Origin of the sequence: Gilliamella sp. B14384G12, from assembly GCF_016101825.1 — a bacterium.
GTDB classification, from domain to species: domain Bacteria; phylum Pseudomonadota; class Gammaproteobacteria; order Enterobacterales; family Orbaceae; genus Gilliamella; species Gilliamella apicola_N.
Window position 1 is genome coordinate 95,467 of record NZ_JACFPU010000006.1, and the last position, 23,306, is coordinate 118,772.

Sequence of the window (23,306 nt, forward strand, 5' to 3'; positions counted from 1 at the left end):
TGTTATACAAAAATTAGCACATCATAAGCTAGTCAGTAATATTCGTTTTCCACATAAAAAACACCACTATATTGACAAAATTATTAACAAAATGGCCTGCATCTTCATTAGCAATTACCAAGACCTGTTCGTCTAAAGAGGTGTGATTAATCTCATTAAGTCGATCTGAAAATTTTGCACTCTGCCAAGGAAATACACGCTCATCTTTCAATCCGACTGAAATCATAACCGGTGGGTAGTTAACATCTTCACGTAGATTAAGATAAGCATCGATCGTTTGCAGATTATTAAATTCTTGCTTATTAAAAGGTGAACCAAATTCCAGAAAATTAGCATTACCAATTGGTATTTGATCTAAACGGCTCATATTCAACATACCTGAGGTGATTGATGCGGCGGCAAAAAGTTCCGGATGTGTTGCTAATGCCACGCCAATTACAATGCCACCGGCACTGGCACCACTAATGACTAGCTTGGATGAGTTTGTGTAACGATGATCAATAAGGTATTTCGCGCATTTGATAAAATCATTGACTGAATTTATTTTATTTTTTCCTTTTCCATCATGATGCCATTTAGGTCCGAGTTCTCCACCACCACGAACGTGGGCAATAGCAATAATTCCCCCTTTCTCAAGCCAAATTAAACGGGTGGTATCATAATTATTAGGATAATTACTTTCGCCATAGGCTCCATAAACCGTTAACCAAGTTGGATTATTGCCATCAAGTTTGATTCCTTTTCGATGAATAAGGGTAAGAGGAATGAGCTCGCCATCATTGGATTTAACCCATTTTTGCTCTGATTCATAATCTGCAAATAGTGATGCATCAGTCTTTATTATTTTAGAATCTTCAATTAACTGACTATCAGGATCATATTGCCATATTTTTGGTGGTATATTCCAATTTTGTTGAGTAAATAAAATCTCTTTGTGATCTGAACTAGAAAAAATAGCCGTTACCTCATTACCATTAGTAATCGGAATGGATTTGATAGTATGTATATCGGCGAAAGGAATAGTAACAAATTTAGATGTTCCAGATTCATAATAAGCAAGATAAATAGCATTTTTGCTTGCTGTAAACTCCGTCAGTTCCCCTTTTTTCCATTCTATTATTTTTTCTTCTGGCGAATGGATATTATCAAGGTTTAATCGAGAAATGGTATAACCTGAAAAGTTGTTATATTTAGCCAAGTAAAGCCAATTATCTTGCACCAAAAAATCCGTTACATTTTGTTTTCTATCGATGATCTTTTTCCAATGTTTGTTTTCCAAATTAAGAGAAGTAGAGTCGGTTAAATACAAATCTATGGTATCACCGGATATTGAAGATTCCACTGAAGCAACGGCTCAGTTGGCAGATAGAGATAAGTAGGTATATTGGTCAGTATTAGCTTGATAATTCACAATATTGGCTTTGCCAAAAATAGCTAAATCCTTTTCAATATCGGTGCCTAAACGATGAAGATAAAGTTTTTCCGTTCCTGACTTTCGATTATCAGAATCAGCAAGATCATTACGATGATAGAAAAAAGATGAATTATTCTGCGTTCATACTAAATTTGGCATAGTAATGCCGGATATGCTATCGGGTAGGTGTGCTCTAGTTTTTACATTAATCACATTGATAGCTGAAATTTCAGAGCCATTTTCAGAAATAGCATAAGCAACATGCTTACCATCATTTGATGGGTAGAAATTATATATACCATATCCTACTGGCGGATCGACTAATAATTTTTCTTTGCCAAGTCGATCTTTAACAAACAAACGATTATAAGGATGGTTCTCCGTTTCTTTCAGGTAAAAGCAATGATCGCCAACACGCTGAATATTCCATATGAATGGTTGGGAATCATAGGCTGTTAAGGTATTAAATCGTTTTACTACAGAAGCTTTCCAAGGCAGAGCATTAAGTATTTTTTGGGTTTCATGTGACTTTGTTAATAACCATTCATTGGTTCGTGCTTGATCGGTTTCCATCCAACCATAGTTGTCGACTGATGAATAAGAGTTTTTAGATACACAACTAATGCAGTTCATTAATGATAAAAAGATGATAATGATATAAAAATATTTTTTGAATAAGAACATTATCGTTTCCCTTTATCATATTTATAAAAAATGAAACTTAAGTAATTACCTATTTCTATCATTTATATCATGATATATCAAATGGTTATTATTATTTATTTGTATTGATTCACAATTTACCAATACCTATAGATTATTATTGCTATTTAAATAATTTATTTTGATAAAAAAGCCCGATAATTCGGGCTTATTTAAGTTTGGTGAGTTGTCGATTTTAGAAATCTTCATCACTTGATTCATCTACACTCATTGAGGCCATATTATACCGCTCAATTCCTTGAGTTCCAGCTTGTATAATATCTGGCAACAATGTTGGTAGATTTACATCATCGCGTTGCATAAAAGTTTCTAACAACATGGGCACATTTACACCAGTGACTATTTCTATATTAGGAAAATCAGCCATCAATCTAACTAAAGTATTAAATGGTGTTCCACCTTTTAAATCAACAAAACATACAATATCTGATCCAAAAGCTTGTAAATCTTTTAGTTTTTGTTGCAGTTGTTGTTGAAAATCATCTGTTGATTGTCCCATTGCAAACGAAACAGCTTCACACTGAGATTGTTTACCACAAATCATTTCAGTTGTTTCAATTAAGCCTTTCGCTGTTGAACCATGTGTACTGACTAATACAGAAATCATCGGGTTAAGTTCCTATTTTAGTAATCTAAACAACGATAATAACGACGGATTGTCATTGGATGACGATTTAAATGTTCAACATAAGCATCAATACGGTTATTAATAGCACGGAAAACAAATGGTGAAAGGTTTCCACGATATTTTTCTGATATGCCTGGTAATTCATAATCTTTGGTATCGATAATGGTGTAATTACCACAGATCTGAGGTAAGAATTTAGCCACTCTTTCACTTAATGGGCGCTGAGTATCTTCACCAACATAAACAGTGACTGCAGTGTCACGGTCGATAACTTCTAACGTACCATGGAAGAACTCTGCTGATTCAATTGATTTTGATCGTAACCAATGTTGTTCTTCCCAATAACACATAGCATGAGAATACGTTGCACCCCATTGATTACCCGCACCAACAAAATAGTGCATTGAGTCGTTATGGTGTTTTTCAGCAACTTCTTGACCAAATTTATCGGCTTTTTTCGCAACAGCAACGATATTTTTGGCAAAATGTTGATCCATTTCTTGATAAAACTCATCATAATCAGGGAATTCACCCGCTAAAAACATTAAACGATCCGCTGTCATAAAGAATTTTAATTGTTCATTCATTGGGTAAACAACCACATGATCTGACATATTTCCTAATGGAGTATCTGCTTTATCCATGAAAGCGAATACAGTTGAACCAACTTCTTTTTTAATTTTATCAATAGCAGCAACAACTTCTTGTGTTGTACCTGTTACAGAAGAAATAATAATCAATGTGTCTTTAGTGATACGTTTGTTGCCTGTGACTAAATATTCAGCAGCATGTTGAACGAAAGTTTCAATGGCTGTTTTTTCCTTCATATGGACAACCGCTTGCATTGATGATGCATAAGTACCACCAATACCTAACCAACAAACATTGCTATAACCACGCTCGTGGATTTTATCGATAAATTCATTAATTTGTGGTCTCAATGCTAAAGCACCATTCATGCTGTCTAATTCTTTCTTTTCATCATATTTTCTCATTTTTAGATCCTCTTAATTTTCGAGCTAGTTATTTCATCAAATTCTGGATAGGTTGATTTTTCAAGGTTATGACCTTTTAATCTTGAAACTTGGTAACTTAATAGATGAATAGGGACAGTCATAAACAATGATGCATATAATTCATCTATATCGACATTAAGGCACAAGTCCTCTTCTTTAAGATTGTTACTGCTGTTGGCGTAAATGGTTGAGACATTTTTAACATGTTTATCTAAAAATACTTTTAATAAGTTTGCTCGTTGAGCTAACTGGCCGTGGGGCTCAAGAAACACGATATGATCATCCTCATGTAATCCTAAATATGGGCCATGCATGTATTCTTCGAGTTCCTTACCAAAAGCGGTATTACGTACGGTTTCGGTAAATTTTGTTTCGCCTTCTCTAGCAACTCCGTAGGTTGCGCCATAACCAATAAATATTACTCTTTTAGCGTGATAAAACTGATGTTGATATTGATTGACCCACATTTGGGATTGTTCAATGACTTTAGGAAGTAAATGAGTTACTTTCTGAAGTTGATCCAGATAGCTGTTAAATTGTTGATCGTTTAAACTACCCTTTTTTTGAGCAATCACTAAGGAAATCAATATTAAATCAAGAATGGTTACGCTATAACCGGCACTTACATAAGGCATTTCCTCAACGGGAATTCCCATAGATAACACATGATTACTAATTTTATACAGTGGGCTATTGGGATTGCTGGTGAGCGTATAGATGGTTTGGTTATTTTTTATAAATTCTTCAACTAAATGAATCGTTGAATAACTTTCCCCACCTTGTGAAATAGCAAAATACAAAGTATTAGGATCACTGTAATGTAAATAATTAGCAGCGATTGATGGATCCTCAATATAAACAGGTATCTTTAAGATTTTACTCATTAAAGATCTTGCTCCATAAGCTGCATTAGAACTTGAACCTGTTGCAAATATGACAATTGAGTCAAGTTGTTTAATTTTACTTAAGTCAATATGTTGGGTGAACAGTGTTTGATAATCATCCAAGATGTTCTGATAATATTCAGGCTCTAATGCAACATAATCAGCGATACTTTTCATTTTTTCCCCTTATTATCCTAATAATCCACTCCAAGCGCCAAAAATACCGATACAAGCTATAAGTAATAAAATCCAAGGTGCTTTAAGGCCTTTTTTATCTAATAAAAAGATAAATAAGGTAAATAACAAAGGTAATATTTGTGGCACAATACCATTAAAAATATCCTGTAATGATGTGGCATCGTCGCCAGATCCTATTGTTAATGGCATATTGAGTGTCACCATCGTCGCTACCATAGCGCCAACAACCGATAACCCCAAGATAGAGGCCCCATAAGATAATTTATCCATCAAGCCAGTCTTTTGAACTTTTTCAATAAAAGATGCACCAATGTTATAACCAACGAATAGACCATAATAACGAGCTAAAATAGCAGGGACATTGAAAATTAATAGAAACAGAAGTGGTCCTAAGATATTGCCTTGCATTGCTAATGAAGTACCAATACCTGTGGCAATAACTCGTAAGGTTCCCCAGAAGAATGAATCACCCAAACCACTTAATGGCCCCATTAATGCAACTTTGACATCATTAATTGAACTTTCATCAAACTCATCATTCAGGGCATTTTGCTCTTCCATAGCAATGGAAATACCTAACGGGAAAGTAACTAGCCAAGGCGTAACGTTATAAAACTCTAAATGTCTTTGATAAGCACTAGTTAATTGTTCTGGTTTTTGACTATAAATTTTTTCTAAAGCGGGACGGATCGCAAAAGAATAACCTAAATTCATTTGTCGTTCATAATTCCATGACCACTCCGCAGTAAAAGAACGCCAAAAGGTTTTCATTAAATCATTTTTAGTTAAAAGTTTAGAATTCTTCATTTTCATAGTCGATCTCCTGTCCTACTAAAGCATTGCCTGAATAATTATTAACTTCTTGATTGTCTGAGGTTGTTAATTTTTTGCCGGTAAATGAAGAGTAACCAGTAAGAATTAACGCCATACATGCGCCAAAAATAGCAACACCAGTGACAGGTACTTTCATATATACTGCTACAGCAAAACCAAGAATAAAGAATGTTGCATTGGTTTTTTTGATCATAATTTTCATTAACATAGCAAAACCAAATGCAGGTAATAAGCCCGTTGCGATTCCTAAACCATTAATGACAAAATCTGGAATAACTTCAAGCAAGCCTTTAATTGCTTCACTACCAAATAGATAAGAAAGTCCGACCACTAATCCAATTGGGAGGTTGATGGAAAAGAAACCACCGAAGATATTCATCCTATCAACCCCTTTACCGTTTCCTTCACTCGCATACTTATCTGCTTTATGAACAAAGAAAGGTAAAATAAATAAGAAACATAAGTTTTTAACAATTAGTACCAGAGAAGCAATAGGAATACCTAAAGTTAGAGCAACAGCCGTACTTTTACCGGCTCCAATTGCAAAAGCCGTTCCGAGTACACTCCCTGATATAATTTCTGGCGGGATAGATGCTCCAATGGAAAATGAACCAACAAAGGCTAATTCTAAGGTTGCACCAATAATAATACCTTGGGTGATATCTCCCATTACTAATCCTGCTAAAGTACAGGTAACGAGAGGTCTTGATAACATTGATGAACCTAAAAAGTATTCACCATTAGCTAACATAGCAATCAAGGCCAAAATAATTGCTGTAATAACAATACTCATTTTGTATTCCTTTTAGTCTATTTTTCAAATTTCTGCTTAGATTCATTTGGTATTTGTTGTATATAAACTTCAACACCATCTTGCTGTAATCCAGCTAATAGTTCTGATTCTAATTCTGTTAAATTGATCGTTTTAGAGTAATTCTTAGTTCCATCACGAGGTTTAGTTCCTCCTAAGTTAAGGCTAGTTATTTTTCCTTGAGTGCCTCGGATTAATTTTTCTGCATCCGCAACGGATTCAACAACGATTAACATTTGATATTTATCCGTTACACCCGAGTTAATTGCTTCAATACTGTCATCAACAGACTTCATTACCAATTTTGCGTTTTCTGGCTTAGCTAAACGAATTGCTGATTTACGAAGTTCATCACCTGCTACAGCATCATTGACAACTAAAATTGTATTAGCGCCAACATTTTCAAACCATGAAACAACGACCTGACCGTGAACTAAACGGTGATCAACACGTAATAATTTAATCATTTGAGTACCTCCTAGGTGAAATCAACCACATATTTAGTATTACTAGCAAACTTATATTCAATGGCTATTGGTTCTCTATTAATATCAAAATAGTGATTAGAAATTTTAAATAATGGATCGTTAATTTTGCATCGTAACTGTTTTGCTAATTCAGCATTTGCCACAATTAGCTGCAAATCTTGCTCTAATATATCGACCTTTTTTTTACCCGAATTAGTAATTTCGAGTGCTGATAAAACTTTGATTATAGATATTTGGAAATCGGGAAAATTATTAAGAGGTAAGAGAAAAATTTCTTTAACTACACTGTTTTTTGCAACTTCTAAAAAACTAATGTAATAGATTAGCTCGGAAGGTTTTATCTTTAATAATTGGCTATAGTAACTTCCGGCTTGCCTTAAATAGGTCTCTTTAATAATTTTTTTATGATTCTGGTAAATATGTGGTTTGATAATCCCTGTCATTTCTAAAATATTTTGGGTAGATAAGGTTGGGGCAACAAATAAACCAACTCCTTTTTTCCTAACCACCATATTTTTATCAACCAGCAAATCAATTGCTTTTCGAACAGTTGTTCTACTGACGGCATAATCCTTTTGCAACTGTCCTTCTGGTGGTAATTCAGATCCAACCCTATAATGTCCAGTATTTATCTCATCCATTAAATGAGAGGCTACTTTTTCAAATAACTTCATTGATGTGTTACCTCATAATTGAAGATATTTTTAGCCGATAAATGATATCGAAATCGATTGCCAATTAAATACTGATCGGTGTGTTCAAATGGTTGGAAATTATTATCAAAACTATAGCTTGATACTTTATAAATTGGTGTACCTTCAGCAACTTGTAAATATTTGGCCTTATCATCAGTAGCTGCCTCATAAGTAATCTCTTCTCTACCGTGGCTTGGTGTAAAATGGTAGTGTTCTTTTAAAAATTCATAAAGAGAAGTACCGTTTAAATCTATTTTATCTAAATTTTTAAATTTTGATGATGGTAAATAAGTAATTTCATAAGAGAGGGGATCTTGGTTTAAAAAGCGTTGTCGAATAATTCTAATTAACTGATCATTTGAACCAAAGAATTCTCTCAAATCAGCAGGCATTTTAATTATCTGGTTGGAAAGTACTTTTATTTTTATTTGAATATCATCTTCTTTTTGAACTTCTTCACTAAATGAAGACATCTTTAGCATATTAATTTCAAAAACTTTATGGAATGGTAAGTTTTTATCATTTTGAAAAACATATCCTTCCATCGCTAAATCATTCAAGGCGTTGCGTACCGTGGTTCGACTGACACCAAAGTATTCGGCAAGTCCTCTTTCTGTCGATTTATCTTTAATTATGTTGAGATTAGCTCTAATTTTTTCTTCAACATCTGTTTTTACAGCGATATCACGATATTCCAAAGGTCACACTCCATTTGTGGGCTTTTTTATCCATTAGATATATCTTAATCCATATAAGATGTTTTAAAAAATAATAAAAAAAATACATGTTGTCAATTTTGAGAACCAAAATTGATATAGAGATCACAATTTTTATCGTAATCTCTTAAAATTATTCAGATAAAATTAATAATGGTGATTAATCTATTTAATTCAGATGATTAGTTTTAATTAATGAAAGTGATTAAATATAAGAAACAATGGACAGATAATAAAAAAGCCCACTCAAATGAGTAAGCTTTTTTATTTAAAATTGGTCGGCGAGAGAGGATTACTCGCATAGCTAACGACAGATTTGCAAAGCCAGAAACCTACTAGCAAAAAATAGGCTCCTTTGTGCTTCAATGGCATATTTCCGATCCAAACCTAGATAGGAATCGAGATAATAAAAGATGACAGCGAGATATTAATTAATATTTTGGGGATTTCTTACAATATGAAGAATAATAATATCAAGTGCCATATGAATGGTGCTCTTTCCGATGAAATATACCTTTTATTACTTTTTTTTACTTACTTTCTTATTTCAATTTCTAATAAATAGAAATGAATAATCTATTGGAGGTTTGATGACAAATAAAAGTGAAATAAAAAAAATGAAGTTATTCGAAAAATATATTGCTGAGCCTGATCAATTCGAAAATTGATACACTCATCACAATAAAGTCTTACCATTTTAATCATTACTATTATAAAAATAACGACTAAAAACAAAGTAATCCTTATCACAACCAAATGATAATAGTTATCATTAAACTTGATTGTACTTTTTTTGAAGATTTTGTACACCAGTATTATCCAATATCTATTTTAGAATGAGTTTTTGGCTCCAAAAAGTAACAGTGGATAATAATTGATGAAAAAAACTTTGTACTTTTGTGGATATTTTTATATTTAATGGTGGCGTTCTTTTGAAACTTATATTTGCAATTGGCTCATTTTATTTTGTTCAAACATTAATCGGTGGTATTGTCTTTCAAGCGATACCTGCCTGGCTACGGAGTCATAATGTGGATTTGTACACGATTGGTTTAGTGTCACTTGCTATGATTCCTTGGACACTTCGGGTTCTTTGGGCGGGGGGGGTTGAGCGTTATAGAGTTACTACATCAGGGAAAGTTCGAAGCAAACAAATTGTCATTGCAGGACAAGTGGCTCTGGCGGTGATATTAATTGGCCTATCATTCATACATGAAAATATGTTCATCACACTAATCTCACTATTAATTTTATTATCATTAGTTTGTTGCACGAGTGAGATTGCTTGTGATGCTTATATGATTGAGAATTTAAATTCAAAATCATACGGTATCGGCAATGGATTACGGATTGGATGTGGTTATTTAGGAATGGCAGTAGGCGGTGGCGGGTTAATCTATCTATGTGATAAATGGGGATGGCAATCCTCCTTACTTGTCTATAGTGCATTACTACTCTTTTTATTGCTACCTTTGTTATTAGCGCCGAGTATCAATCAGCTTCCTGTTACAGAAAAAAGCTATCAGAGACCATCTCTCATTAAAACACTAAAGCAACCAATGATGCTAAAGGCGATCGTTTTAGTCTTTTTCTTTGAGATTAGTGGTCGTTTAATTTCATCTATGCTATCTCCTTTTGCGATTGACGCCGGACTTTCTCTAGAGAATTTAGGCAAAGTAACCAGTTTTGGCGGTGCTGCTTGCGGGATGCTAGGTACTTTATCAGGTATGCTCTTTATCCGGATTATAGGCTATCGCTGGGCACTCTTATTGGCGACCCTATTTAAATGCTTGTCAATCAGCTGCTTTATCATATTAAGTCTTCAACCTGATATAAATCCAATATGGCTTATTATTAGCTATCTGTTTTTTAACTACACTTTTTCCGTGGGCTTAGTTTGTCTTTACTCGTTCCTAACCACACAAGCGTCGTTGAAGCAAGCTGGATTAGATTTTACATTATTTCAATGCGGAGCAGCGCTTGCTGCCGGATGTTCTGGTTATATCGGTGGTATAGTTGCTCATTATATGGGTTACGTTACACTTTTCAATCTCACTTTAGGCTGTGCTTTATTCGTACTTATTTTTTTGTATCGAAGCTCAATTCTAAAAGCAGTATAGATTTTGTATTAATTGCAACGATAAGCATGAGGTGTGATACCAAACACCTCAACAAATCGTCTGGAGAGATGACCGGCACACGTAAAGCCGCATCGAGTTGCAATATCACTGACGGTTAATGTGCTTTCATTCAGTAATTTTGTCACCTGTTGCAAACGATAGTTGATAATGTAGCGGTGTATACCAATATCGAACATCTTTTTAAAGTCTCTATTTAATTTAGACTCACTCACTCCAATAACTTTAGCAATATCCTTTATGATTAAATGAGTGTGAAATTGCTCGTGTATAACTAATTGTGCATTAATTACATTTTTGCGATCTCGACCAGTTAAGCTGCTCCTGAACGGTTCTCCATCTGTCGATGAGGAGTAATTTAATTGCTCTAATGTTAACCACAGTGCGTTAAGGCTTAATCTTTGTATATTGAGTTGTGATAAAGCATCAGAAGATCTTCTGGCTGCTTGCAATCGTTGTGCTATATCTTTGAGCATAGGTGTAAGTGTTAACCGCCAAATACAGAAATTTGGTGAAGAAAATTGCATATTAGCACGATAGCTATTTAGTGAGCGCTCATTGAATATCTCTAATAGATTGTCAGGACAGAATTGTAACAATATTATGTTATAGCAGTAATTAGCAGGGAAAAAATCGGTGCCATATATAGTATCGTGTGAGTAAGAGAGATAGACTCTATTGGGTTGATAAGACACCACTGATTGAGAACCATGTATATGATGATGCACTGATCCATTGAGCATAAACACTAATGATAAATGCTTATCAACCTTTGTATCATTTCGAATATCTTGTAACGGAGCCATTTCTACAAAGCCAGCATTAAGTAATCCTTGTATATTAAACCATTCAATGCTTTCAGAGAGTTGCTTGTCTTTTGTTACCAGTTTAGGGGTATTTTTACTATAGCGAATGGTTTTCATCTCTCACCTCTCCATCATCATTAAATGATAATAATTATCATTATCCTTAATTATACTTTTTTTGAAGATTTTGTACACCAGCATTATCCAATTTCTATTTTACAATGAGTTTTTTCTCAAAAAGAAAGTAACAGTGGATAATAATCGATGAAAAAAACCCTTATATATTTGTGTGGTTTAGGTTTGTTATATAATGAGGAATTGTTAGCAGAACAAATATCTAAACAAAGCGATCGAGAAACTAACTTTGATACTATTATTGTAACTGCAAGTAAACAATCTAATAATGCAGCCTCTTCACTGAATGTATCTTCTAATACTATTTCTCAGGCGGAACTCGAAGCCGCAGGGGTAGATGATACTAAAAAACTCTCTCGGGTATTGCCCGGCTTGAATATACAAAACAGTGGTAATTTACTATTTCCTGCGATATCACTAAGAGGTATCTCTTCTGCTCAGGATCTATATACGCCTGCAATCACATTTTATGTTGATGGCGTACCACAATTGTCGACTAATTTAGTTCAGTCTTTGATAGACGTAGATCATGTCTCCATGATGAAAGGCCCACAAGCCACTCTTTATGGCCGCAGCGCACAGGGCGGTATAGTTAATATTAGCACTGCAAAGCCTAATAACCTATTTCGTGGTTACATTGATGGTGGTGTTGCTAGCCGAAAAGGTTATCATAGCCGTTTTAATCTCAGTGGCCCTTTGGTAGAGGATTTATTCTATGGAAGCGTCACATTGTTGCGTCAGTCACAACCAGGCGCATTCAATAACCCATCCACTGGTTCACAAAGATTGGGTGGATCAGATGAAAATACGGGTAATATTAAATTCAGGTTAGCTCCAATAGCCGCACCCTGGGAAATCAATTTTAGTGCAACAGAAGATAGAACTCACTCAACTCAGGATACATATTTAGACTTTAAAAATACACACAGTCGCAAACTATTAACGTCTGCGGGTAGTTTAGATCCGCGTATGCATCGTCGTACACATAGTCAGACTCTAAGTGGAAGTTATGATTTCGGCGATTGGTTACTGACGGCTAATAGTGCTTGGCAACAACTGAAATATGAACGTCGTTTTCCTTATGGTCCTTTCTCAGCGCAATCCTCGGAGCATTGGAATCAAAATACACAGGAAATTCGCGCAGCAACACAAGGTGATAACCGCTTATGGGATGGTGTATTGGGGTTATACCGACTGGATATTGATGAAACTCGCAAATCCAGTTCAACAGATTCTTCAGTCTCCTCGCAATCATTAGCCATTTATATGGATGGAACTTGGCATGTTTCCCTATTTGATTTGGGGGCCGGTTTACGCGCTTCTCATGATAAAGCGAAGACGCATTATGGTAAAAATAGCTTCTGGTCCGCCGGGAATAATAGTGATAATCAAGTATTAGGTCAGTTTTCTGCTGGTTATCTTTTAACGCCGAACTGGCGTATTTATACGCGCGTCGCACAAGGATATAAGTCTGCCGGCTTTACTATTACGCCACAAGCTGGTACTCACGCAGAGCCTTTTGTTGCTGAAAAATCGATTAACTATGAGATTGGCTCACGCTATGAAATAGATGATTTTCAGCTTCAAAGCGCCGTCTACTATACCCATACTCGGAATATGCAGCTTTACTCTGGTCCGATGGGTTCTCAAACATTGAAAAATGCAGGTAGTGCAAATGCCTTTGGTATTGAAGCTGATGCAAAATGGTTATTTACAACCGGATGGGTGGCAACACTAAATGGCAATTTAGCCCACTCTAAGTTTGCTAGTAATGTGACTGCTGATGATTATGCTAATAATCGAGTTCCTTTTATTCCTAGGTATGGTGCTGGGTTTAGTGTAGATGGCTTAGTTGCAACGTCAATAGGCGCTGTAATGCCTAGAATAGCTGTGAATGTGACTGGCCCTCTTTACTTTGATGGTAGTAATCAACTACGTCAAGGTAGTTATAGTACAACTGATATTAGTCTTGGTTGGCAAATCAATGAAAGAATTACTATGTCTGGTTATATCAACAATATTTTTGATAAACGCTACCGCACATACGGTTACGCACGAGGTAATAGAGCTTTTGCTCAATTCAACGAAGGCTTAACTGCGGGTGTTAACATAAAAGTTGAGTTATTTTAAGTTTGGTTCATATAAGTTCGGGGAAAGTTATGAACATTTCTGAACCACTGAGTTTTATCCTATTAGTAAAGTTAATGGGTAAGGCTTTTTGGATATCAATACTGACAGCAATCATCTCAACCATTATGACGCTGGTACCCATTTGGATACTTTACATTATGGTGAGAAAACTGACTATTGCCGCAATGTCTGTTGAACTTATCTATTCATGCCTGGTTGCGGCATTCATTGCAATGTTGCTTCGCTGGGGATTAATTGTGATTAGCCATGTTAGTGCTCATCATGGCGCATTAAAACTAGCTTATAATTTAAAGTTGCATTTAACTCACAAGCTGGGATTAGTTCCCTTATCATTTTTTAGCACTCATACAGCAAGTGATTTACGTAAAGTAATTAATGATGATATCGCCGCATTAGAAAGTTTTCTAGCTCATTTTTTGCCTGATGTAGCTTCAGCACTCACTCTGCCGATCGTTGGATTATCATTGTTAATTTACGTAGATGTGTCGATGGCGTTTGCTGCGATTCTATTATTGCCAGTGGCGGTTTGGTGCCAGTGGTTATCTATGCGAGATAGTAACGGACAAGCGCGTCAGTGGGGAGAATTGCAGATCAATATAGCCCAAAAGGTGAGTGAATATATCCGTGGCATTGCCGTGATTAAAAGCTTTGGGCTGAGAGCTGATTCGTTTCGTCAACTCAGTCAGACAATTCGTGATGTCGCACCTTGGATAGAAAACTATTGTAAAAAGAATATGTTCGGCTGGAATTGTTTTAGTTGTTTACTTTCAAGCAATTTAGTCTTGGTGGCTCCTATTGGAGCTTGGCGCTGTTTTCAAGGGAATTTAGCACCAGTTGATTGGTTGCTGTGTTTATTGGTTACTCCTGTGATACTTCAGCCATTTTTACGGCTTGTATTTGCGTCATCGGAACAAGCCCAGCGGCAGGGTTCGTTAGATCGTCTTAACCAGATAGTAAATGCATCACAGATGACAGTATCTCAAAAGATTGATAAAGCGAGTTTACCAACGGGAAACCTTGTGCTGTCGTTCTCTCTCGTTTCTTACCGTTACGATCATCAAAAAACAGCCCTTCAAGAAGTAACCTTTAATACATTGCCACATGGATTAACCGCTATTGTTGGACCCAGTGGGTCAGGGAAAACAACGATTGCACGTTTAGCAACACGATTACTTGACTGTGATAACGGTGAAATCACTTTAGGTGGGCTCAATATCCAGCATTGGCCTGTGGAAGAGTTGTTTAAACAGATATCAATGGTATCTCAGAATGTATATCTTTTTAATGGTACAGTTATGGAAAATTTATTACTCGGCCGACCGGATGCTAATAATGAGCAGGTAATTGCAGCAACACAGGCAGCTTGTGCTCATGAATTTATTCTCTCTCTACCACAAGGATATGATACCCAAATTGGTGAAAATGGCGCCCGCTTATCGGGAGGCGAACGCCAACGCCTTTCTATTGCCAGAGCATTATTAAAGGATGCCCCTCTTTTAATTCTGGATGAAGCAACTGCTTATGCAGATAGTGAGAGCGAATGGCTTATTCAACAGGCTATCTCTAATCTTTGCAATGGGCGAAGTGTTCTAATGATTGCCCATCGCCTCAAAACGATTATCCATGCAGATCAAATAATCGTTGTCGATCAAGGAAAATTGGTTGGTCAGGGACGCCATGACGAACTGCTTCTGAATTGTCCCTGTTATTGCCAACTCTGGCAAGATATCGAGTTGGATGGAGAGAAAATAGATGATCATTAAATTTATTCGCGCCGGTTATCAGTTGGTTGGTTATCAAGATCGTCGGTTAACGAAAGGATTATTTCTGGCGGCACTTGATGGTTGTTTATTGACTGTAAGTTATTACATTGTTGCACAACTTATCTTATCCGTTTTCAATACAACCATTTCATTACAGATAATCCTGCTAAGCACGGTCGGTTTATTGTCCTGCCTGCTGGGGCGAATTTATTTAAGTAATTTGGCGTTAAGCCACGTTTTTGGTGGTACTTATGCCATGATGGCTGAAGCTAGAATTCGAATTATTAACCATCTACACGCTTTACCACTAGGTTGGTTTTCAGCCAAACGAACAGGTGATTTAAGTGTTCGTTTAACATCCGATCTTGAGCTAATCGAATGGCTTTGGACGCATTTTTTAGCTGTCTTTACCAGTACAATAGTCACGATGTTATTACTATTGGCATTTCTATGTTGGATTGATATCTTTTTAGCTTTGCTTGTCATTATAACGATTCCCTTTTCCTTTTGGGTTATGACATTAACGCAGCGAGTCATTAGTCGTTATGATGAAAAAATGTTGGATACTGCCAGTGATGCACAAGCAGAGTTATATGATTATATACAAGGTATTAACGTTATTCGCTGCTTTGGCCAGTTTGGTACAGCCTGGAAGCGTCTTTCTAATGCATTGTTTCAACAATATCAAGCGCAGCTTATGTTGGAAACTAAACCCTCAACATTAGTCGCACTGTTTGGTTTTGTCAGTGAGTTCAGTTTTCTATTATTGCTCGTATCAGGTGGATATTTGTTGTTTCAGGAACATTTAGATATTCAGCACTTTATCCTGATCAATTTTTTTTCACTGATTGTCTATCGGCAGTTACAAACACTTGGCGATGGATTAATAAAACTTCGATTTAGTTCACGAGCCATGGAACGTATCAAAAAACTACTGAGTGAAACACCAGTTGCACCATATAATGATGGGAATTCCTCTGTAATCCCTGAATCCAATGAAATTACTGTGCAACAGGTCAGTTTTACCTATCCTGAGCAATCCTGTCCAGCCTTACAAAATATTCACTGCCACATTCAGAGTAATGCGATAACGGCTATTGTTGGTCCAAGTGGTTCAGGGAAAAGCACTTTGTTGCAACTGATTGGTCAAATGTGGATACCAAGCTCCGGTCAGATTCTTTGGGGTGAACATGATACTAAGATAATTTCTAGTGAGATCTTACATCGCAATATTGCCATGGTATTTCAAGATGTTGTTTTGTTTTCTGCATCAGTATTTGACAACATTTTGATGGGTAATCATACCGCTACAGCTGAGCAAGTTATTCAGGCAGCTAAACTAGCTCAAGCTGATGAATTTATTCAGCAGTTGCCCAATGGTTATCAAACAATTCTTGGTGATAATGGTTACTCATTATCAGGCGGAGAACGTCAACGACTTTCAATTGCTAGGGCATTATTAAAAAAAGCCCCTATCATTTTATTGGATGAAGCGACAGCCAGTATTGATGCTTCCACTGAACTGGCAATACATCGAGCATTAGAAAAATTATCTAAGCATTGTACTGTTGTAATTGTTGCTCATCGTTTAAACACAATACAAAAGGCTCAGAAAATACTTGTTATGAACGCTGGATGTTTGGTGGAACAAGGGGATCATGATGCCCTGCTTCGCCAAAATGGTCTTTATGCTCAATTGTGGCAGCGTCAACAGCAATCGCTCTCATGGCAGCTTACCCCATCAAACGAGGAATGATAACGCGATGACTACTTCAACACAGACAAAATTAAACGATTTTACACAATGTGATGTGTTATATCAGGCGGTGATTGAGAAGCTGTCTGATATTCCTGAACACTTCTCTGTCGATAGCCCTTTACTTGATGCCGGATTAGATTCAATGCAAATCATGTTGTGGTTAAGCGAATTTCGGCAACAAGGGTATATTGTTGCATTAAGCCAACTTTATGAAAACCCAACAATCAGGGGCTGGAGCCAGTTATTATCTTCTGTACCCCAGAATCAGCAGCTTGATCAGACCAGATCGGATTATCCTGTTATGGTTGATCAACGGCCATTTCCGTTGACTCCTGTGCAACATGCCTACTTTATTGGTCGTCAGTCTCATCAAATTTTAGGCGGAGTAGGTTGCCATCTTTATCAGGAGTTCAACAGTTCTAACATGAATGTAGAACAACTGGAAAGTGCTTGGCGACAGTTAACCTCCCGTCATCGTATGTTTCATGTTCATTTTACCGATAATGCACAACAGTGCTGGCACGAGAAAGATCGTTGGCGAGGGATTACTGTTCATGACTTACAAAATTTAGATACCTACTCGCAACAACATGAATTGTTTATGATAAGGCAACAACTTAGTCACCGACGACTTAATGTTGAGGAAGGGGAAACGTTTGATGTACAAGTCAGTTTATTATCTAATAAAATGTGCCGGATTCATGTTAATTTAGATTTACTGATTGCTGACGCTGCTAGTTTTACTCTGATTTTTGATGAATTAAGTTTGATATTACAGGGTTCTTTACTACCAGAACTTGACCCTCATTACGATTTTTGTAGTTATTTAAGTCAGAAAGCGCAAGAGACAGCACAAAGTTATCAAACAGATAGAGAGTATTGGTTGTCTCTGCTTCATACGTTTCCTGCTGCACCTGCACTACCATTAGCCATTCTACCGGAACAAATAACTACTGTTAGAATGCATCGGCGTAGCCATACTATTTCTGCCGTTCGTTGGGCTATTTTTCAGCAATATGCCAGTCAATTTGGTATTACGGCTACAATGGCACTTGTAACCTGTTTTGCTGCCGTTTGTGCTCGATGGAGTAATCAGCCCAATTTACTGATCAATTTGACACTGTTTGATCGGCAACCGCTTCATCCTGCTGTTGAATCTATGATTGCCGATTTTACGAATATTCTCTTACTCAATCTAAACGTTGATGAGTCAACATTTGCGCAACAGGCTCAACGTAACCAAATGCTATTTACAGACGCATTTGATCACCGAGGATTTTCTGGTGTAGAAATCCTGCGAGAGCTAAAAAAGCAGCATCAGCATCCTTATGGTGCTCCCTTGGTATTTACTAGCAACTTAGGTAGAAAACAGTATGGTAATAACAATATTTTAGGTGAACCCGGCTGGGGGATATCGCAAACACCGCAGGTTTGGATTGACTCAGTGGTTTTTGAGCAACAAGAGCAGGTTATTTTGCAGTGGGATTCTCATGATGCCCTATTTAATGAGGATGTTGTTGAAGAGATGTTTAGTGCATATTGCTCTTTGGTAGAAAACCTAATTGAAGAGGAAGTACAATGGCAAATATCGCCAGTTATCGAATTACCTGAATCACAACGGCATCATCGGGAGTTGGTTAACAACACTAGTGCCCCTGTCACTGCTAGCCTATTACATCATGGGATCTTCATACAAGCGGCAACGAACCCGGACGCTATTGCAGTAATTGCTGACGATCGAACAATAACCTATGCAGAATTATGTTCATCGGCCGATAGTTTGGCGGGTGTACTTAGTAAACATATTCGCGAACCGGGGCAACGGATCGCAATTTGTATGCGAAAAGGATTAGGACAAATTGTTGCCGTATTGGCCATTTTACGTCTCGGTGGTGTTTATGTACCAATAGCGCCCGAACAACCTACTGAACGTATTCAAACAATATTACGTAATGCCGAGGTTGCCGCAGTGATTATTAATCACAGAGAAGAACTGAATGATTACGATATTCTATCTGGTGAAATACCCTTTATTTCATGGTACACGGCAAAAGAAACATCACTACCAATAATCATTGATGTCCATCCTGACCAGCCGGCTTATATCATTTATACATCTGGTTCGACTGGGGTTCCTAAAGGTGTTGTTGTTAGCCATCGTTCGGCGTTGAATACATGTCTGGATATCAATCAGCGTTATCAAGTAAAGCCTGCGGACAGAGTACTTGCATTGGCTGCTCTTTATTTTGACTTATCGGTATATGATATTTTCGGCTTACTCAATGCGGGTGGTAGTTTGGTTCTTTTGACAGAAAAACAGGCGCGAGATCCTGAAGCTTGGTGTCAGGCAATTGAGCGATACAATGTGACCATTTGGAATAGTGTGCCAGCCCTGCTCGATATGCTATTAACTTATAGCGAAGGATTTGAACTGACCGCTCCAGCACAATTAAGACTAGTGTTGTTATCTGGCGACTGGATTGGTTTGGATCTACCCGAGCGTTATCACACCTGGCGCCAAGATGGGCGTTTTATTGCCATGGGGGGAGCTACGGAAGCGGCAATTTGGTCTAATGCTTATGAAGTTAGCAAAATAGAGCCTCACTGGCACTCAATTCCTTATGGTTATCCACTCACTAATCAATGTTATCGTGTTGTCGATTCGCGAGGACTGGATTGCCCCGATTGGGTGGCTGGTGAACTCTGGATTGGTGGTGTCGGTGTCGCACAAGGATATTTTGCTGATTCAGAAAGAACTGCTAAACAATTTATCACTGATAATTTGGGGCAACGTTGGTACCGCACCGGCGATATGGGACGTTATTGGCCTGACGGACGTTTAGAATTTCTAGGACGACAGGACCGACAGGTTAAAATTAATGGTTTTAGGATTGAATTAGGTGAAGTGGAATCGATTATTAATCATCTTCCTTTCGTTAATCAATCTATTGCGATGACAATTGGTGATAAAGAAAAAACATTGATAGCCTTCATCAAACTTGAAGTTGAGGATAAAGCTAACGCTAGTTTGCAGAGCAACGATAGTTCTGACTTTATGATTGATATACTGGGTAAAATAGAAACTGGGTTCGAGGATGATGCCCTCACCTTGGTGTCTCAGTTTTTGAGAAAACATTTTGCTGATAGTGGCATCGAATTCGTCACACCACTTAGTCTGGAACAAATAATTAGTCAATATGGTGCAAAAAATGATTATCAGCAATTATTACAACAATGGTTAGATGTTTTAGTTGATAGGCAAGTGCTGGATTATCAGTGTGGTCAATATGTTCAGGGGCCTTTATATTCTGTTTCTCATACTTTTTCACCTAAGCTGCGGCCTCTTTCAACGGCATTAGTTAATCACTCTAGTCGGTTAAAACAGATTATTTCTGGGCAAGATGATGCGATCACACTACTACTTGATCCCGAGTTAGCGCCGGAAGTGTTACTTGCATACTTACCTGAATTAGACGCAATGGTAGATCAAGTGGTTGAGATGGTGGAAAAGCTTGCGGCTAAATTTAATCGACCCGTTAATATGCTAGAGATCGGTGCTGGTATGGGGATTTTTGCCAATAAAATATTGGCAAAGCTAAGTAGCACAAAAGTTCACTATCTGGGGATTGATAATCTTAAAGATCGGGTTCTTCACACTCAGCAATATTTAAAAAATTATTCTCATGCTACAGTTGATTGGCAACGGCTGGAGCATTTATCACAACAAGATTTTAATGCTGATTTAGTTCTCATCAATAATCAATTGCATCAGCAAACATCTATTAATAATAGTTTGAGCGCAATTTGTCAGGGTATTTCTAAACAGTCAATTATCATTGTTTATGAGTTAGCGCAAGCACCTTGCCTATCTTTATTGTCTGCTGCGGTGCTAGAAAAAATACCGTTATCACATCGATTAGCATCGGAAGAGTTTTGGCTCTCTACATTTAAAAAACAGGGTTTACTTTGCCAAAGTCACGAACAATTTGGTGTAATGCAACGATTTATCCTCTCTCAATCTAATTATTTACAACAAAGCGTTGATACCAACCAGCTAAAAGAATTGCTTGGCAAGCAGTTACCATACTATATGGTGCCTTCCCGATTATTTTTGGTAAATTGCTTCCCGTTAAGTGCAAACGGAAAAATTGATCATAAAGCCTTGCTAGGCCTGATAGCAGAAGAAATAGTAAAACCCGAGTATACTCCATTATCGACGGATGCTGAGCGTCTTGTCGCTCAATGTTGGCAAGAGTTATTACCGGAAAGAAACTTTCATCGTCAGAGTGATTTTTTCCAGTTAGGGGGTGATAGCTTACTGGCCACTCGACTTATCAGTTTATTAGCAAATCATGGTTATACCGCGAGTCTCAGTAACTTATTTATTTCACCTAAACTATCTGAATTTGCCGCTACACTGAGCGTTATAAATTCTGATGATATCGCAAGCAATATTATATTTCCTTCCCAAGACGCTCAGGAAGGACAACCTTTTGCGCTCACTCCCGTCCAACGAGCTTACCTTTTGGGACGAGAAAAAGCTTTGATCCTTGGTGGCGTTGGTTCTCATTTTTTTGCAGAGTTTACTGTATATGATTTAGATGTTTCTCGGTTTGAAAATGCGGTTGATCAACTGGTAGAGCGTCATCCGATGCTCCGTACTATCATCGAAGAGGAACAACAAAGAACCTTATCCTCGGTACCTAACTTTACATTAGAAACGCATTTAGTAACGTCATATGACACAGAACAGGTGCAGGTATTACGTGATTTAATATCTAACCGTGTTCCAATACCAACTCAATACCCTGTTTTTTCTATCATTGCCATTCAAGATGGTAGTCATAAAACGTTACTTTGGTTCAGTTTAGATAACCTATTTTTGGATGGGATGAGTATGCAGACGTTCTTTGTTGATCTGGAAAAACTTTATAAATATCCCGATAAACCATTATCATCGCTTAATATAACATTTCAACGTTATCTTAGCCAAACTGCACAAAATAGTTGTTTACCTGAGTCTGTAGAATATTGGCGAAAATCTTTGCCGTCACTGCCTCTAGCTCCGCAGCTTGAACTTGTTCAATCGCCACAAACAATTACTGAACCTCGGTTTACCCGCCGTCATGCAATGCTGACGGCTGAACGTTGGCAAAATCTTAAAACTTATGCCATGAATAATAACCTTACGCCGTCCATTGTTTTACTTAATTCTTATGCCTTAGTTCTATCAATGTGGAGTCGACAAGCTGAACTTACGATTAATTTGACATTGTTTGATCGCTTACCTATTCATGATGATATTGATCGGGTTATTGGCGATTTTACTACCCTATTATTACTGGCTTGGTATCCAGATAAAACCTGGTTAGAGAGTGCTAAAACCTTACAATATCGTATGGCAAATGATTTAGATCATCGTGATGTCTCTGCAATAACGTTGTTGCATCAACTTTCTGAAATGAAAGGATATCCTGTATCCATGCCTATCGTATTTACCAGTGCAATAGGTTCAGGGAAAGGTAATTTTCTGGCAAGTGAGGGCTGGTTACATTATGAAAGAGGGATATCACAAACACCACAAATATGGCTTGATAATCAAGTCTATGAGTCTGAAAATTGTTTACGCATTCATTGGGATGCCGTCGAAGCACTCTTTCAGCCTCAACAATTACAACTGATGTTTGATCAATACGTTGGTATATTGGAAAAATTGAGCGACGACCCAAATGCTTGGTCATTACCTTTAGAATCTTTGCTTGTTAGGCAAATTCCTTTGGTTACATCTGTTCCTGAGCGATTGTTCTTACCCAACAAGACCACTAACGATGATGGGGCACTGATTGAATTAATTATCCAGACATTTAAGCAAGTTGTAGGATCTTCTATCACTGCTAAACAAAACTTTTTTGATGCCGGTGCTTCATCATTACAACTGGTTAAATTACATATTGAACTGACTTCTCATCATGATATGGATCTGGTTGTTACGGATCTGTTTGTGTATCCGTCACCGCAAAAATTAGCTGAGAAGTTAGTATTTTCGCCACAAACCCAGAGTAATCAACAACAATCCCGCTTAACACTATCTAAACGACGTCAACAACGTCGCTTACAAAAAACACATACCGAGAATGGCAACTAAGG

15 protein-coding genes and 1 pseudogene are annotated in these 23,306 nt (G+C 37.1%); 5 read left to right on the forward strand and 11 right to left on the reverse strand.

Annotated features, from left to right (window positions below):
* Positions 1 to 28: 28 nt before the first annotated feature.
* The 10 genes and pseudogenes from H3S73_RS08020 to H3S73_RS08070 form a co-directional block, all read right to left on the reverse strand.
* Complete coding sequence (locus H3S73_RS08020; protein WP_198236329.1) at positions 29 to 1,342, reverse strand: prolyl oligopeptidase family serine peptidase; 1,314 nt, start codon at positions 1,340 to 1,342, stop codon at positions 29 to 31.
* 12 nt (positions 1,343 to 1,354) lie between these two features.
* Positions 1,355 to 2,098, reverse strand: a pseudogene (locus tag H3S73_RS08030) (hypothetical protein).
* A gap of 214 nt (positions 2,099 to 2,312) precedes the next feature.
* Positions 2,313 to 2,744, reverse strand: a complete 432-nt coding sequence (locus H3S73_RS08035; protein ID WP_198236331.1) for a PTS sugar transporter subunit IIA — start codon at positions 2,742 to 2,744, stop codon at positions 2,313 to 2,315.
* Positions 2,745 to 2,761: 17 nt separating this feature from the next.
* On the reverse strand, positions 2,762 to 3,760 hold the full coding sequence (locus H3S73_RS08040; protein WP_198236332.1) for an SIS domain-containing protein: 999 nt from the start codon (positions 3,758 to 3,760) through the stop codon (positions 2,762 to 2,764).
* A gap of 2 nt (positions 3,761 to 3,762) precedes the next feature.
* Entirely contained in the window at positions 3,763 to 4,842 is a 1,080-nt protein-coding gene (locus H3S73_RS08045) for an SIS domain-containing protein (protein ID WP_198236333.1), read from the reverse strand.
* Positions 4,843 to 4,854: 12 nt separating this feature from the next.
* Positions 4,855 to 5,676 carry a PTS system mannose/fructose/sorbose family transporter subunit IID gene (locus H3S73_RS08050; RefSeq protein ID WP_198227351.1) on the reverse strand — a complete coding sequence of 274 codons (822 nt, stop codon included), beginning with the start codon at positions 5,674 to 5,676 and terminating at the stop codon, positions 4,855 to 4,857.
* Entirely contained in the window at positions 5,657 to 6,490 is an 834-nt protein-coding gene (locus H3S73_RS08055) for a PTS sugar transporter subunit IIC (RefSeq protein ID WP_198236334.1), read from the reverse strand. Before H3S73_RS08055 ends, H3S73_RS08050 begins: the two co-directional genes overlap by 20 nt.
* A gap of 17 nt (positions 6,491 to 6,507) precedes the next feature.
* On the reverse strand, positions 6,508 to 6,975 hold the full coding sequence (locus H3S73_RS08060) for a PTS sugar transporter subunit IIB (RefSeq protein ID WP_198236335.1): 468 nt from the start codon (positions 6,973 to 6,975) through the stop codon (positions 6,508 to 6,510).
* An 11-nt stretch (positions 6,976 to 6,986) separates the two neighbouring features.
* Complete coding sequence (locus H3S73_RS08065; protein ID WP_025316782.1) at positions 6,987 to 7,670, reverse strand: GntR family transcriptional regulator; 684 nt, start codon at positions 7,668 to 7,670, stop codon at positions 6,987 to 6,989.
* Complete coding sequence (locus tag H3S73_RS08070) at positions 7,667 to 8,389, reverse strand: GntR family transcriptional regulator (RefSeq protein WP_198236336.1); 723 nt, start codon at positions 8,387 to 8,389, stop codon at positions 7,667 to 7,669. The genes H3S73_RS08065 and H3S73_RS08070 overlap by 4 nt, the downstream gene beginning before the upstream one ends.
* A gap of 950 nt (positions 8,390 to 9,339) precedes the next feature.
* Between H3S73_RS08070 and H3S73_RS08075 the strand changes: the two genes are divergently transcribed.
* Positions 9,340 to 10,527 carry an MFS transporter gene (locus H3S73_RS08075; protein WP_198236337.1) on the forward strand — a complete coding sequence of 396 codons (1,188 nt, stop codon included), beginning with the start codon at positions 9,340 to 9,342 and terminating at the stop codon, positions 10,525 to 10,527.
* Between the two features lie 8 nt (positions 10,528 to 10,535).
* On the opposite strand, the gene H3S73_RS08080 is transcribed toward H3S73_RS08075, so the two are convergent.
* Complete coding sequence (locus tag H3S73_RS08080) at positions 10,536 to 11,468, reverse strand: AraC family transcriptional regulator (protein WP_198227341.1); 933 nt, start codon at positions 11,466 to 11,468, stop codon at positions 10,536 to 10,538.
* 147 nt (positions 11,469 to 11,615) lie between these two features.
* Here H3S73_RS08080 and H3S73_RS08085 point away from each other — a divergent pair, with 147 nt between their 5' ends.
* From H3S73_RS08085 to H3S73_RS08100, 4 genes are read left to right on the forward strand one after another with little or no spacing between them, the layout of a single operon-like run.
* Complete coding sequence (locus H3S73_RS08085) at positions 11,616 to 13,616, forward strand: TonB-dependent receptor domain-containing protein (RefSeq protein WP_086318649.1); 2,001 nt, start codon at positions 11,616 to 11,618, stop codon at positions 13,614 to 13,616.
* 29 nt (positions 13,617 to 13,645) lie between these two features.
* A complete protein-coding gene (locus tag H3S73_RS08090) occupies positions 13,646 to 15,400 on the forward strand; it encodes an ABC transporter ATP-binding protein (RefSeq protein WP_198236338.1) in 1,755 nt (584 codons plus the stop codon).
* Complete coding sequence (locus H3S73_RS08095) at positions 15,390 to 17,156, forward strand: ABC transporter ATP-binding protein (RefSeq protein WP_198236339.1); 1,767 nt, start codon at positions 15,390 to 15,392, stop codon at positions 17,154 to 17,156. The genes H3S73_RS08090 and H3S73_RS08095 overlap by 11 nt, the downstream gene beginning before the upstream one ends.
* Before the next feature lie 7 nt (positions 17,157 to 17,163).
* Positions 17,164 to 23,304, forward strand: a complete 6,141-nt coding sequence (locus tag H3S73_RS08100; protein ID WP_198236340.1) for a non-ribosomal peptide synthetase — start codon at positions 17,164 to 17,166, stop codon at positions 23,302 to 23,304.
* Positions 23,305 to 23,306 lie beyond the last annotated feature (2 nt).